This is a genomic window from Paenibacillus sp. QJM3NY_38 (assembly GCF_056173265.1).
Genome location: NZ_CM149665.1, coordinates 2,550,757 through 2,564,618 on the forward strand (window position 1 = coordinate 2,550,757; position 13,862 = coordinate 2,564,618).

Below are 13,862 nucleotides of genomic sequence, written 5' to 3' on the forward strand. Positions count from 1 at the left end.
ACCCTTTTTTATCCTGACTAATAAAATCAATAACTATCTTAAAACAGTTCTCCAATATGGAAACTGTTTTTGTTTATTTAAGGAGTGTTAGAAATATCTAAACCACTAGATGCAGTTAGCGGAATATATAAAATTGAAAACAAAATAAACAATAAGATCTATATTGGAAGCAGTATTAACATAAGACGAAGATGGAATGAACACAAAAGAGATTTAAGAAAACAATCTCATGATAACAAACATCTCCAAAATTCCTGGAATAAATACGGAGCAAGCAAGTTTAAGTTTGAAGTACTAGAGGTAGTTGAAGACAAGACAAAACTCCTCGAAAGGGAGCAATATTATCTAGATGCAATGAAATCGTATGACAAAAAGATTGGGTTCAACATTAATATTTCATCATCTCCAGGCCGCTTGGGAAGAAAACACACACAAGAAACTAAAAATAAAATTGGCGACGCTCACAGAGGGAAAAAATATTCAGAAGAAGTAAAAATAAGGATGAAAAAAGCCCAACAAAATAGAGCTAAATACTATATTGTAAGTGAAGATACGAAAAGGAAGATTAGTATAAGCTCAAAAGGCAGACGTCATACAGAAAAATCCAAAAGAGCCATTGGTGACAGTCGAAGAGGATCAAAAAATGCGATGTCTGCTTTGAACGAAGCGCAAGTTACTGAAATTAAACTTTTGCTTAAACTATCTAATCTTACAGAATCGGATATCGCAAATCTATATTGTGTGTCTTTTCAAACAATTAATAATATTAAAAGAAAACTTGTTTGGACTCATGTTACTATTTCTGACGAAGATAGATTGGATATACATTTAATTCAAACTGTCGAGCAAATCAATAGCAATAAGAAGAAGCCAGTGATTGGTGTACAGGAATATATATTAATTAAAGAATACTTAAAAAAGGGTTATAGAAATTCAGAGATCGTAAATATAACAGGGATTAAAAATAAACGTATCAGTGAGATTCGACATGGAATTATAACAAAAAAATTAAAACGAGATTTAGAGATATACTATTCAAACCCAGAAGAAAAAAATAAATATGACATCACATTCCAAGAACAGTAATAGAAAGGAATATGCGCAATGTCCTTCAAAATGAAATACAACATTATACCAAAATATTTAACCCCAAACACAAAACGCAGATCGGGCATCAAAGCACACAAAATTAAGTTTATTGTTGCTCATGATACAGGCAATAAGGGTTCTACTGCACTAAACAATATAAATTATTATGAGAATTCTAAAAATGAACAATCGGCATCTGCTCACCTTTTTGTTGATGATAAATACATCTTTGAATGCATTCCCGCACTCACGGGCACACCTGAGAAAGCTTGGCATGTCCTTTATAACAAACAAAAAGATAATGAAATGTTTGGTTGTGATGCTAATGATGCAGCAATCGGAGTTGAGTACTGTTACGGCTCTAATATAAATTCTAATGAGGCATATAAGCGTTACATATGGGTCATGGCATACATATGTTATAAGTTCAACCTTGACCCCAAGAAGTCGATTGTAGGACATTTCATACTTGACCCAGGTCGAAAATCAGATCCAAGATCGGGTTTATTGGACAGCCAAAGAACATACGAACAAATGTTAAAAGATGTTGTTACTGAATATGAAGATTGCCTAACCAATAACATTAAAGAGGATGATGAACCTATGACTCAATCTGAAAAACAAGAGTTTGAAAAACTACAACAGACAGTTAAAAATCTAAAGAATGAACTTGACGCACTAGCTAACAGTAAAGATGTTCTTAAGAAAGGCATTCAAGAACAAGGTTCTTCAATTAAGAATGTTAAAGAGCGTGTTGAATCGTTGGAAAACAAGCATTCCATGAATATTCCTACCTATGCCAAAGAAGCTGTTGAGGCTCTTACTAATCTTAAAGATCAGTGTGGCAACCCTGTTGTGAACACTCCTGAAGGTCGTAGCGCTGATTTCTACTCGCTTGTAACTGTTTTGTATCGTGCTGGTGTATTCAAATAAATATAACTAGGAGGATATCATGAACGATCTTTATATTATTCTTATTGTGCTTGCAGCAGTAGTTGCAGGTTTATTTGTCGTACCTGTATTGAAAAAGCGTAATATCATCAATAAAGAAACAATGGAGCAAGTGTCTGATACATTTGACTTTGTTCGCTTGGTTCTTGATGTGGTTAATGTAAAAGGACTCGATAAGAACAAAGCCAACTTCGCTCTTGATGTTGCTGATGAAGTAGCCGCACATGTTGGTAAGTTGTATCAGGCAGACAGCAAAGAAGATAAAATGTCACTCTCGCTAGAAATTACTGATAGCATCTTGAAGAAAATGGACGTAACTCCTAGCGAATCAGAACTCAAATTAATTAAAATTATCGTTAAGCAAAGCATCGAGCATTCAGAGAAATAGTATGAATGGACGAACAGAAAAATAGGGAATCTCATTAATTAAAATGGGATTCCCTATTTTTTTCGATTTTCATATAGCACTTGGTACTGTTTGTCAAGGACAATTCAAAGGGGTCGAACTGGAATTGACTAAAACAAAAAACTATGAAAAAGAACATTTGTTCCGATTGTATTTTATTATATTTGGTTTATAATGATTTTAGTTGGTTATTATATTAGTAGATAATAAATAATAGGTTAGGGAGATGAATTACATATGACTATAGTCGCTGAGAGAAAAGGGGTTGAGGCGAAAGCAGTTAAACGTATGGAAGTTTGGAACGCAGATTTAGGAAGAAGACAGGGCTCTGAACAAGGAGGTGTCCGTCCAGTAGTCATACTGCAGAATGATATTGGTAATAAATATTCACCAACGGTAACTATTGCACCGATGACTTCAAGTCCAACAAAGAAAAGAATGCCTACACATGTAAATGCAAAAGCTTCAGAAATTGATGGGCTAGGAAGCGATAGCACGATTCTTGTTGAGCAGATGATAACAATAGATAAGAATAAATTAGATTTTAAGGTGCTTGATTTGCCATCCTTCATTGAATGGGAAGTTGAGAGGGCAATGCTAATTCAATTAGGTATACAATTTAATAAATAAAAATAATAAAATGTTTACAATGAGACAATCTTGTTGTATATTAAGATTAATCCCAACAGGAGGACAGTAGACTAATGAAAAGTCTGATAGTTGTACATAATATCGAGGAAGCAGAGTTTGTTTCGTTCGGATCGTTATTAGGTGTCACTAGAGATAATGAACTATTAGGGATCACTCTAAATAAGGCTTATAAGGTTAAAGTTGACGAAAACGAAGAGTTTTATCTTGTTTCTAATAATGATAAGCGTCTCTATGAATTTGGACTTCTTGGAAAAGTATATTATACGAAAACGGAGAATTTTAAAAGAACTGTCAATGAAGTGGAGGAGAGACGTTGGTATTTAAATACACTTGAAAGATACAAAGAATTAAAGCCATACATCGACAAGCTAGATATAGGTATTCCTTCTATGATTATCAAGCAAGCATACGATGAGAACGAATTAGAACTAACAGTCTTAGATGTTCAATTTGCTAATCTTGGATTAGAGTTTGATAATCCTAATTGTCATCATTCAACTAGAACTTTAATTGAAAAAAGAATGAACGAAATTGTTGAAGAACGATTGAAATTGATTTTTAAATAAATAAACATATACAAAAATGGTCGGTGTATACCGACTAGATTCATAGTTATTGTGATGAAAGATAGATTTCATTAAGTTTTAGAAGTCGGTGGATTATCACCGATAATACATAAATTGGAGCGTGTCCTGTATTGAAAATTGAAAAAATACTTAATCAAAATAAATATGGTAATTATTATTCGGGTATCATGATCGATGATGGTTTAGATACTCATTACTGGGAGTTAGGGGAGTTTGGAAATAGAGACCATGCATTAGACGTGCTTAACGAAATGGCATCATTTCTAGATCAATTTTCTAGTGTAGAAGATGCTGAGGATGAAGTTGAAAGGATGGTATGTAAAGACTAATTTCATAAAAACCATTAAAAAAATAAACATAATAAAATAAATTTACAGAGAGGGAGATTACGGGGTGAGATCGCCCGTTAAAATAACAGGGAGAATGCATAAATGAATCTAATTGAACAAGAACCATTTACTTCACTATCAATGAGTATTGGCAATGAAGAAGGAGAACTAGACCGTCTACATAAACAGATTAACTTTAAAGCAAAGCCTCATCTGTATTCAATGCTTCATCTATTCTATGATGCCGATTGCAATTGTTGGAGATACATATTGGTTGATAAAGATGGAGTAGCACTCGACAAGGGTACGCTTTCTGATGATGAGTTTCATCTAGTGGATCATCGTTTTCGTATGCTTGCTGATCTCGTAACACCAGAGGAACAGCAACAACATAACTTATTGATTGAGTTATCTAATCTAATTCAAGAGGATGTCACACTCAAATCAAAAGTAGAATCAGCAATTTGCGGATTGATCGAGCGTAATGAGATTACGCCTAAATTTGCTGACAACTTTAATGACATGCTGAATAGTAAATCAGTTTATTAAATTCGATTCATTCAGGGAGGGACTATCCGAGGTGAGATGCTTGGTATTAAATATTAAAAGGAGTGAGATAGTATTAAAAATATTAAATTAGAAAATGGTGTAAAGGTAAAGGTATTTGAGAAGAAGGATCTAAAAAACAAGTTAGGTTTTAATAAGGAAGAAGTTAAAGTTGTGATGAAGTACCAAAAAGAGTTTCCTGAGCTCCTGCAAGAGCATACGAATGAAAATTTTGTCATAGACAATAGAGTTTTATGGGAACATCTTGGTAAACCATATGAAAAATACAGTCATTGGTTCAATAGAAAGGTATGTAAACAGGGGTGGACTGAGAATGTTGATTATATTACAAGGTGGAAAAAAATCCACCTTGTAAATGATGGGTTTAAAGATATTGAGAATCATTATTTTACTGTGGAATCCGCTAAACATATTGCTTTATCTGAAAATTCCGACATAGGAAAAGAAGTTCGATCATATTTTATTTTAATGGAAAAAGCAATCAGAGGAATGAATAAATGGATGATGATTCGACATCCTGAAAAAGAAGGATACAAGCAATTGTGTGCAGCTTTAAATAGTAACTACAAGTTAACTCGTGATGGTAAGGAAGCACATGTTGGTGTATTTGTCAGAGAAGCAGAAATGATCAATGTTGCTCTTTTAGGTTCAAAAGCAAAGCAAATCAGAGAATACCTAGAAGTAAACGATAACCAAACACGCGATAATTTAAACAGTAAAGTCAACCAGGCTCTATATGAACTACAAATAGCTGACATCGCTTTGATCATGGGTCAGTTAAGTTTTGAACAGAGAAAAGAAACAATACATAGAATCTGCAGTACAAAGTATAGTCATATTGCTTTATGCGCCAAAGAAATTGAAAAGGCGGTATAAAGAAATGAAAGTAGTTGAACAAGAACAAACAATCACAAATTACAGTGAATACCCATCAGTCCTAGAACCTAATGATATTATGAAGATACTTAATATAGGAAGAAAACAAACATACGAGCTATTAAATGATCCACCTTTTCATGTAATAAGAATAGGTAAGAGGAGACTAATCAAAGTAAGCAAAGAAGTATTTATAGCTTGGCTTGAAGGAAAATAAATACATAAGACTAAAGCATGCGTATTTCGCTTGCTTTTTTTGTTTATGAATGTTAATTTTAAAAATAATCGTTTCATTAAGAGTAATTCCTTCCTTTTAGGCTAACTGGTAGGGAAAACGGTAGGAAATCATAAATAACCTTAGATAATCATAGGGTTACACAGGATCACTCATACCAACTATGAAACGAGGGTTATCCCTTGATTACCAAGGGTTTTGGTAACTTTAGATCACCAAAGATAACTTAATGGAATTACTCGACACAACTGAATAATTAGCAATATCCTTCGGGGCAGGGTGAAATTCCCTACCGGCGGTGATGAACGCAGTGATTGAGCTTTAGAAAGCAGATGGCTGCGTCTTAGTCCGTGACCCGGATATGCGTGTGTTGTTACACACCGTATGCGGTGGACCTGGTGAAAATCCGGGACCGACAGTATAGTCTGGATGGGAGAAGGAGTGAAAGACACATAAGCAACATGTGCTATTTGTGTCTGTGCACACAACGCGATATGCGTTATGTGCAGGTTTTCACATGCAATTCGAATTTTGTTTGCGATGTTTGGATATCGTCGCTGGCAAACAGATTCGTGTTGTTTGCTATAGGCAAAACCTGCGACCATAACGGTTATTCAGCGTGTCGATTATTAACTTCCATCAAGCCCTGTTAAGGATTCCCCGAATCTTTGGCAGGGCTTTTTTGTGTGAACGTTGAGAAAGGGGCATGTTTAGCATGGATATCGTCAACGATGAATTCTATATGTCACTTGCGCTGGACCTGGCTGAACGTGCTCAGGGCCAAACCGGGATTAATCCGGTTGTGGGCTGTGTCGTCGTTAAGGATGGCGCGCTTGCAGGGGTGGGAACACATCTGGAGCGCGGAACACCGCACGCTGAAGTTCATGCCCTGAATATGGCTGGCAGCAAAGCAGCGGGCAGTACGGTGTACGTGACACTGGAGCCCTGCAGTCACTACGGAACGACGCCGCCTTGCAGCGAGAGGCTGATTGCCGAGGGTGTTGAGCGAGTGGTTGTTGCTTGCGAGGATCCCAATCCTCTTGTTGCGGGCAATGGGATCCAAATGCTGCGCGCAGCAGGAATCCGGGTTGAGACGGGTGTCCTTAAGGAACGTGCTCTTCGCTTGAACGAAACCTTTATTAAATTCATTACGACGGGTCAGCCTTTCGTAACGTTAAAGACAGCCAGCACGCTGGACGGCAAGATCGCTTCGAAAACCGGTGATAGCAAGTGGATATCCAATGAGGAATCAAGAGAGCTTGTGCATACGCTGCGTCATCGTCACCAGGGCATCATGGTTGGCGTGTCTACCGTTATCGCGGATAATCCAAGCCTGACGACAAGGCTTGGTGTGGAAGGCTTGCATCCGGTTAGGATCATTGTGGATTCCAGCTTGCGAATCCCGCTTGACAGCCATGTCGTGACAGACGGATTGGCGCCGACGTGGATCTTGACGACGGAGCAGGCGCATGAGAAGAAGCGGTCCGTGCTGGAAGAGCAGGGAGTTCAGGTCATCCCCTGCGGACCAGGACCGCGTGTGGATCTGAAGGCTGCACTGGTGAAGCTGGGGCAGAAGGGGATTGCCTCCATTTTGCTGGAAGGTGGGGGCACGCTGAATGGCTCGATGCTGGAACAGAAGCTGGTGGATCGGCTCATCCTGTTCATCGCCCCTAAGATTATTGGTGGATACGATTCCCCGGGAAATTACATGTTCAGCGGGTATGAGCAGATGAATCAAGCGATTCAGCTGACAGGACTTGAGACCGAAAGACTTGGCGACAATATTTACGTCACCGGGATTCCGGTCTGGAAATAAGGAGAAAGAAAGGAGGGAAACCTGTGTTTACTGGATTGGTTGAGGAGATCGGCGAGATGAGGCGAATCGGACGGAGGGGCGAAGCCATGGTGCTGAGCATTTCCGCGAGCCGGATTATGGATGATTTAAAGCTGGGGGACAGCGTATCCGTTAACGGCGTTTGCTTGACGGCTACAACCATTGACAAAGGCATATTTACGGTGGACGTGATGCCGGAAACCTATAGAAATACCAATCTGAAGGAACTGCAGCCAGGCGGAAAGGTGAATCTGGAACGGGCGATGGCTGCCGGAGGCAGATTTGGAGGCCATATCGTTCAGGGGCATGTGGATGGCGTCGGCGTCATTCGGAATGTGCAGGAGGATCAGAATGCCGTGGTATATGAGATTGCTCCCGCGAATGGGGACGTATTCAAATATATCATTCCAAAAGGCTCCGTCACACTGGATGGAATCAGCTTGACCGTTGTCAAAACAACAGATTCCTCCTTTACGGTATCGATCATCCCCCATACGCTGGCGGAGACGGTGCTGGCTTATAAAAAAGCGGGCGATACGATTAATATCGAATGCGACATTTTAGGGAAATATGTAGATCACCTGCTGCATTACGGCTCAGAAGGGGCCGGTAGCAAAGGCGGGACAAAACCGGGGATCAGCAGGGATTATCTTGCGGAACACGGATTTGCCTAAGCCTGGTGATTCACATAGAGTCTCCATGAGGAAGAAGGAGGAGTAGCGATGGATGAACGCTTTTCATTTCATACAATCGAAGAGGCGTTAACCGATTTGAAGGAAGGCAAGGTCGTCATTGTTGTCGATGATGAAGACCGTGAGAATGAGGGCGATTTTATCGCATTAGCAGATAAGGCAACCCCGGAGGTCATTAATTTTATGATAACCGAAGGCCGTGGGCTCGTATGTTTGCCCATGACGCAGGCCAGAGCCCAGGAGCTCGACCTCAAACCGATGGTTACCCAAAATACGGATTTTCATGGAACGGCCTTTACGGTTTCCATTGATCATAAGGATACTACGACAGGCATATTGGCCTATGAGCGGTCCATCACCGTCAAAGGCATTTTGGATTCGAATGCATCTGCGTCCGATTTCCGAAGACCGGGTCATATGTTCCCGCTGATCGCAAAAGATGGAGGCGTCCTGCGCCGGGCAGGACATACGGAGGCCGCTGTCGATCTTGCCAGATTGAGCGGCTCCTATCCGGCCGGTGTCATCTGCGAGGTAATCAAGGAAGACGGCACAATGGCACGGCTGCCGGACCTTGTGGAGATTGCGAAGAAGCATGAGCTGAAGCTGATTAGCATCAAGGATCTGATTCATTACCGCAATGAAAAAGAAAAGCTTGTCCAGCGAGAGGTAGCTGTGCGGATGCCGACCGACTTCGGCGTGTTTCAGGCCGTAGCCTACACCAACGACGTGGACAATAAAGAGCATGTTGCCTTGGTAAAAGGGGAGATCGACGGGAATGAGCCTGTTCTCGTGCGCGTGCATTCCGAGTGCCTGACAGGAGATGTGTTTCACTCCCATCGCTGCGATTGCGGTCCCCAGTTCGAGGCAGCACTCCGCCAAATCGATGAAGCAGGCAGAGGCGTTCTTCTCTACATGCGCCAGGAGGGGCGGGGCATCGGCTTAATCAACAAATTGAAAGCCTACAAGCTGCAGGAAGAGGGACTCGACACCGTGGACGCCAACCTGAAGCTCGGCTTTGCGGCCGATCTGCGCGATTACGGCATCGGAGCCCAGATCCTGAAGGATCTGGGGATCAGAAAAATCCGCTTGCTGACAAACAATCCGCGCAAAATCAAAGGCCTCGAAGGTTATGGTCTTGAGGTTGTGGAGCGCGTTCCAATCCAAATGCCGGAGAACGAGGATAACACGGGCTACCTGCATACCAAGCAAGCCAAGCTCGGTCATATGCTGAAATTCAGCGATATCGAGCAGAACGAGAGCACCAACTAATCACCACATAACAAAAGGTCTTATTTGAGAAGACGGATTTGCCTGAGCATAATAAGCAGAGGAGCAAATCAGTTCTGGAGAAGCGGTAGCGGTCGCCTTTAAATCCTGATTTCCACCTTGAAAAAATAGATCATGAAATCAGGATTTAACAGCGATCGGAAGAACGATTTGATCCGGCAGCGACTTGTTGCGAAGCAATGACTATGATCACCTTAAGACCTTATATAAACTCCAAACCGAAAGGAAGTCATTCATCATGGCAACTATATTTGAAGGTAAATTAGTATCCGAGGGCCTAAAGTACGGGATCGTCGTAGGTCGATTCAACGAATTCATCACCAGCAAGCTGCTGAGCGGCGCACTGGACGCACTGAAGCGTCACGGCGCACAGGAGAACGAAATCGATGTGGCCTGGGTGCCGGGTGCGTTTGAAATCCCGCTGATTGCCCAAAAAATGGCAGAGAGCGGCAAATACGATGCAATCATCACCTTGGGAACCGTCATTCGCGGGTCCACCACGCATTATGATTATGTATGCAACGAAGTGGCCAAGGGGGTATCCGCAATTAACCTGAAGACCGGTGTACCAACGATTTTCGGTGTCGTGACAACGGAGAATATCGAACAAGCCGTGGAACGCGCGGGAACGAAGGCCGGCAATAAAGGCTGGGATTCGGCTATGGCAGCCATTGAAATGGCGAACTTGACGAAAAGCCTAAAATAGTGCTTATTTAATGTAGTGCTCTTTTTTTGAGCACTGCATTTTATTTTTTGGCGGGAGGTTTCACCGTGACCGTATTATACAAGCTGGAAACGTTTGAAGGACCGCTCGATCTGCTGCTGCATTTGATTGATAAAGCGGAAATCGACATCCAGGATATTCCCGTCAGCGAGATTACCGAACAATACATGGCCTATTTGCACAACATGCAGGAGCTGGAGCTGGAAATTACGAGCGAATTTCTGGTCATGGCTGCAACGCTGCTGTCTATAAAGAGCAAGCTATTGCTTCCGAAGCCTCCGGTTATCGAAATGGACGAGTTCGATTTTTATGAAGAGGATGACATGGATCCCAGAGCAGAGCTCATTGCGAAGCTGATCGAATACCGTAAGTACAAAGGCATCGCACGCCACCTGCATGAGAAGGAATGGGAACGCAGTCTGATTTATTCCAAGGAAGCGGAAGACCTGACGCCTTACATGCCGGAAGTGGAAGAGAATCCGGTTCAGGGATTACATATTTCCGATTTGATCGCTGCTTTTCAAAAAGCGTTAAGCAAAGCAGTCAAACGTACATCGTATGCCCGCATTCAGCGGGATGAAATATCGGTTAAGGACCGGATTCGTCAGGTCATGGATGCTTTGGAGGAGGTTGGGCCTGGAGGCAGAATCCTGTTCTCCAAGCTGCTACACGAAGAGATGGTACGGCATGAAATCGTGGTAACCTTCCTGGCCATTTTGGAGCTGATGAAAATGAAGCAAATTTTGTGCTACCAAGAGAAGTTGTTTGAAGATATCGTCATGGAGTGGAGAGGGGAAGGACGCATTGATGGATTATCCGAAGCTGAAATCGATTATTGAGGGGCTTCTGTTCCTGTCGGGAGAAGAGGGCTTGTCGGTTAGGCAAATTGCTGAGATCACCGAGCAGTCGGATGGCCTGGTTGGCGAAGCGCTTGAGGACATGAAGGAGGAATGGGAGCGCCATGAGCGCGGGATTCAGATCGTACAGATTGCGGGGAGTTACAAAATCGCGACGCTGGCCGAGCACGCTCCGTATTTTGAGCGCCTGGCGTATTCGCCTTCCCGCTCCTCCTTGTCGCAAGCCGCACTCGAAACACTTTCCATCGTGGCTTATCGTCAACCGATTACGCGCGTAGAGATTGAAGACATCCGCGGCGTCAAGTCCGAACGGGCTATCCATACGCTGGTAAGCAAAGGATTGATCGAGGAAGTCGGACGCGCCGAGGCGATTGGCAGACCGATTCTGTATGGAACGACCAAGTCCTTCCTGGAATATTTCGGGCTTGCCAATATCAAGGATTTGCCGGAGCCGTCGCAATTCGAGGATAACGATAGTTTAGAAGAGGAAACGCAGCTGTTGTTCGATAAGCTTGACGGTCGTCAGCTTACGTTTGATGATGTAGAGGAAAGCTAGCCATTATACAATATTATAGGCTGCAGCAAAAAGTTGATCCTGGGCATGGTGAAATCCATCGTCCGGGATTTTTTTATGTGGCTAGCGAAAATTTGAATTTCAAGGACTTGGAACAATTTCGCATCATTTGGAGGCGCTTTTGCCATACTAAGCCAAGCGGATTACATTTGACTAAGTTCGTGCTGGGGGTTACTTCGTGAGGATATGGATCTTTCTGGCGGCTGGTCTGGTCGTTCTCCTCATCGTATTGCTGATCGTTGTGCTGAGCTCCAAGGTAACGATTAAGCTGGATGTGGTTCTAAAAAAAGATGAATATAAAGTGTTGGCGGAAATCAAAATGATTTTCGGATTGATTAAGCGCAAGTATGCAGTCCCCTTTCATCTGGCGAACGGTGGGATCGAGTTTAAGAAGGAAACCGTTGGTGGAGACGGAGAACAGGGAACTGCGCCCGATTCAAAAGAGGAGAAGGCTTCGAGCAAAACGATCAGATTTAAGGACTACGGGCGGGCCATGCTTTCAACAAAAGGTTTCAAAAAGTGGTTGAGACAGACGATGTCGGCCGTTCATCTTATGGATGTGCGCTGGTCAACCCGGATTGCCCTGGAGCATGCGGCCGACACGGCGGTAGCGACTGGGCTGCTGCATGGCATCAAGCATACGTTACTTGGATGGATGTCGTATCGCCTGGTCATGGAAGAGCTTCCCCGAATTGATGTGGTGCCGCTCTTTAACGGTCCGCCGCAAATTTCCACAGAGCTTAACTGCATAGCGAAAATCTCTTGCGGAAAAGCTATGTATGCTGGACTGGTACTTATAGTTCGCGTGTTAAAGGTGAAAGGAGGAATAAGATCATGGCAGAACACCCTATTCAAGGCTTGATGCAAACGGCTATGGAAAACATCAAGGGAATGGTGGACGTTAATACGATTGTGGGCGATCCGGTGAATACGCCGGATGGGTGTGTAGTGGCTGAAAGATACCACGCCAACAAAGCGGTGCTAAACCCCGAAACCCTTGGTACGTATAGAGAAAGTAGATATACGTGAATAACTGGGATGTAGGGAGGACGGATATGCGAATGCCAAATATGAACGGTAAGTATGGTGAAAGCTTCAGAAAAAACAAATTTATCGAAGTTCAGCAGTTCTTAGCGGAGATTGGGTACAGGCTCCATGAAACAGAGTACGTCAATAATAGAACGCCTATGAGCGTTGAGTGCAACAACAATCACATCTACCCCGCCACATGGGACAACCTGCGGCAAGGAAAGCTATGCAGAGAATGTTATTTGACTAAGGTGCAGACTCCTGTAGTAATCAGGAAGCAAGAGAAACAGACTCGGAAGAAGATGTCTCAAGAACAGAAGTACGAGGTTTTCAAGACTGCTGTGGAAACAGAGGGCTACGTGCTCCATCCAGGCGAGTATGTAAACAATCAGACTAAGTTCGATGTGACTTGTCCCGAGGATCACACATACCCCACCACTTGGAATAGATGGCAGAGTGGACAGAGATGTCGTGAGTGTTTTGAGAAGCGTGTAAGAAAGTCCACTGAAGACATCGCGGCTGAGTTAGCGGCTGAAGGATGTGAACTGATCGGAGAATATAACGGCTCTAATAAGAGGTTCAAATACAAGTGTGTATGCGGTACGTTAGCCTACGGCAGAATCAAGGACTTTAGGAACGGAGTTCGTTGTAAATTCTGTGCGGGGGAAAAGACAAGGGAGACTAATCGACTCAAGAGACTTGAGAAGTTAAAGCAGTATGATCTTGAACATCCTGAGGAGGTACAAGCATGAGTGCCGCACCGAAGATATTCTTTACAAACGTAAACGGTAGAATGAAGTACCAATCATTAAATGACCCGCCCACTCCGCAGGACATTAGGAGAACGGAACTGTTCGATCAGTATGAGCGGGGAGACATCACCGATAAAGAATTGAAGCAGATTCTCAAGGAGGAGAAGCTGTGATGGACAAGCAAGAAGCTCGTGACCTCATCAGATACGCTGTACAGACCCGTACACCCCTCTCAGCAAGAAGTGCGAGGAAATTATACCGAATAGCTGAATGGACGATTCCTGAGTACCTACAGCCCGTCTGTGGGCATACAGATGAGGAGATCATAGAAGACTTCAACAAACGCCATAGGGAGTTCCTTGTAAGAATGTTCTCAACAAAATAGTAATGCTTGCCACCCAAAGAGATCAGGTCAATCCTGG

General features: G+C 42.8%; 19 protein-coding genes, 1 pseudogene and 1 riboswitch. All 20 genes and pseudogenes read left to right on the top strand.

Going from position 1 to position 13,862, the window contains the following annotated elements; genetic code table 11:
- Positions 1–84 precede the first annotated feature (84 nt).
- The 20 genes and pseudogenes from AC0VZ8_RS11310 to AC0VZ8_RS11405 all read left to right on the top strand — a co-directional run bounded on the left by AC0VZ8_RS11310 (position 85) and on the right by AC0VZ8_RS11405 (position 13,825).
- Entirely contained in the window at positions 85–1,086 is a 1,002-nt protein-coding gene (locus AC0VZ8_RS11310) for a GIY-YIG nuclease family protein (RefSeq protein WP_475486871.1), read from the top strand.
- 18 nt (positions 1,087–1,104) lie between these two features.
- Positions 1,105–2,022: an N-acetylmuramoyl-L-alanine amidase gene (locus AC0VZ8_RS11315; RefSeq protein ID WP_475486872.1), complete on the top strand. Its 918-nt coding sequence runs from the start codon at positions 1,105–1,107 to the stop codon at positions 2,020–2,022.
- A 19-nt stretch (positions 2,023–2,041) separates the two neighbouring features.
- Positions 2,042–2,428, top strand: a complete 387-nt coding sequence (locus tag AC0VZ8_RS11320) for a hypothetical protein (RefSeq protein ID WP_475486873.1) — start codon at positions 2,042–2,044, stop codon at positions 2,426–2,428.
- A gap of 255 nt (positions 2,429–2,683) precedes the next feature.
- The gene (locus AC0VZ8_RS11325; RefSeq protein ID WP_475486874.1) at positions 2,684–3,076 is read left to right on the top strand and encodes a type II toxin-antitoxin system PemK/MazF family toxin; all 393 of its coding nucleotides are present in this window, start codon (positions 2,684–2,686) and stop codon (positions 3,074–3,076) included.
- A 74-nt stretch (positions 3,077–3,150) separates the two neighbouring features.
- Positions 3,151–3,663, top strand: coding sequence for a hypothetical protein (locus AC0VZ8_RS11330; RefSeq protein ID WP_475486875.1), 513 nt, complete (start codon positions 3,151–3,153; stop codon positions 3,661–3,663).
- A gap of 131 nt (positions 3,664–3,794) precedes the next feature.
- Entirely contained in the window at positions 3,795–4,013 is a 219-nt protein-coding gene (locus AC0VZ8_RS11335; protein ID WP_475486876.1) for a hypothetical protein, read from the top strand.
- A gap of 102 nt (positions 4,014–4,115) precedes the next feature.
- Positions 4,116–4,562, top strand: a complete 447-nt coding sequence (locus AC0VZ8_RS11340) for a hypothetical protein (RefSeq protein WP_475486877.1) — start codon at positions 4,116–4,118, stop codon at positions 4,560–4,562.
- A 174-nt stretch (positions 4,563–4,736) separates the two neighbouring features.
- Positions 4,737–5,456 carry an antA/AntB antirepressor family protein gene (locus AC0VZ8_RS11345; protein WP_475487677.1) on the top strand — a complete coding sequence of 240 codons (720 nt, stop codon included), beginning with the start codon at positions 4,737–4,739 and terminating at the stop codon, positions 5,454–5,456.
- A gap of 4 nt (positions 5,457–5,460) precedes the next feature.
- Positions 5,461–5,673 (top strand): helix-turn-helix domain-containing protein, encoded by a 213-nt coding sequence (locus AC0VZ8_RS11350; protein ID WP_475486878.1) that lies wholly within the window; start codon positions 5,461–5,463, stop codon positions 5,671–5,673.
- Between the two features lie 279 nt (positions 5,674–5,952).
- A riboswitch (FMN riboswitch) is annotated at positions 5,953–6,136 on the top strand.
- A 270-nt stretch (positions 6,137–6,406) separates the two neighbouring features.
- Complete coding sequence (gene ribD, locus AC0VZ8_RS11355; protein WP_475486879.1) at positions 6,407–7,507, top strand: bifunctional diaminohydroxyphosphoribosylaminopyrimidine deaminase/5-amino-6-(5-phosphoribosylamino)uracil reductase RibD; 1,101 nt, start codon at positions 6,407–6,409, stop codon at positions 7,505–7,507.
- A 23-nt stretch (positions 7,508–7,530) separates the two neighbouring features.
- Positions 7,531–8,199, top strand: a complete 669-nt coding sequence (gene ribE / locus AC0VZ8_RS11360) for a riboflavin synthase (RefSeq protein WP_475486880.1) — start codon at positions 7,531–7,533, stop codon at positions 8,197–8,199.
- 48 nt (positions 8,200–8,247) lie between these two features.
- The gene (locus tag AC0VZ8_RS11365) at positions 8,248–9,486 is read left to right on the top strand and encodes a bifunctional 3,4-dihydroxy-2-butanone-4-phosphate synthase/GTP cyclohydrolase II (protein ID WP_475486881.1); all 1,239 of its coding nucleotides are present in this window, start codon (positions 8,248–8,250) and stop codon (positions 9,484–9,486) included.
- Between the two features lie 256 nt (positions 9,487–9,742).
- A complete protein-coding gene (gene ribH, locus AC0VZ8_RS11370) occupies positions 9,743–10,210 on the top strand; it encodes a 6,7-dimethyl-8-ribityllumazine synthase (protein WP_071223897.1) in 468 nt (155 codons plus the stop codon).
- A gap of 65 nt (positions 10,211–10,275) precedes the next feature.
- Positions 10,276–11,067 carry a segregation and condensation protein A gene (locus AC0VZ8_RS11375; RefSeq protein ID WP_071223898.1) on the top strand — a complete coding sequence of 264 codons (792 nt, stop codon included), beginning with the start codon at positions 10,276–10,278 and terminating at the stop codon, positions 11,065–11,067.
- Positions 11,036–11,641, top strand: a complete 606-nt coding sequence (gene scpB / locus AC0VZ8_RS11380) for an SMC-Scp complex subunit ScpB (RefSeq protein ID WP_071223899.1) — start codon at positions 11,036–11,038, stop codon at positions 11,639–11,641. The genes AC0VZ8_RS11375 and scpB overlap by 32 nt, the downstream gene beginning before the upstream one ends.
- A gap of 196 nt (positions 11,642–11,837) precedes the next feature.
- Positions 11,838–12,521, top strand: a complete 684-nt coding sequence (locus AC0VZ8_RS11385; protein WP_071223900.1) for a DUF2953 domain-containing protein — start codon at positions 11,838–11,840, stop codon at positions 12,519–12,521.
- A pseudogene (locus AC0VZ8_RS11390) lies at positions 12,494–12,610 on the top strand (GerW family sporulation protein); the annotation flags it as partial. The gene AC0VZ8_RS11385 and the pseudogene AC0VZ8_RS11390, both read left to right, overlap by 28 nt.
- Positions 12,611–12,720: 110 nt before the next feature.
- Positions 12,721–13,440 carry a hypothetical protein gene (locus tag AC0VZ8_RS11395; protein WP_475486882.1) on the top strand — a complete coding sequence of 240 codons (720 nt, stop codon included), beginning with the start codon at positions 12,721–12,723 and terminating at the stop codon, positions 13,438–13,440.
- The gene (locus AC0VZ8_RS11400; RefSeq protein WP_475486883.1) at positions 13,437–13,613 is read left to right on the top strand and encodes a hypothetical protein; all 177 of its coding nucleotides are present in this window, start codon (positions 13,437–13,439) and stop codon (positions 13,611–13,613) included. The genes AC0VZ8_RS11395 and AC0VZ8_RS11400 overlap by 4 nt, the downstream gene beginning before the upstream one ends.
- Positions 13,613–13,825 (top strand): hypothetical protein, encoded by a 213-nt coding sequence (locus tag AC0VZ8_RS11405; RefSeq protein ID WP_475486884.1) that lies wholly within the window; start codon positions 13,613–13,615, stop codon positions 13,823–13,825. Before AC0VZ8_RS11400 ends, AC0VZ8_RS11405 begins: the two co-directional genes overlap by 1 nt.
- The last annotated feature ends 37 nt before the right edge of the window (positions 13,826–13,862 follow it).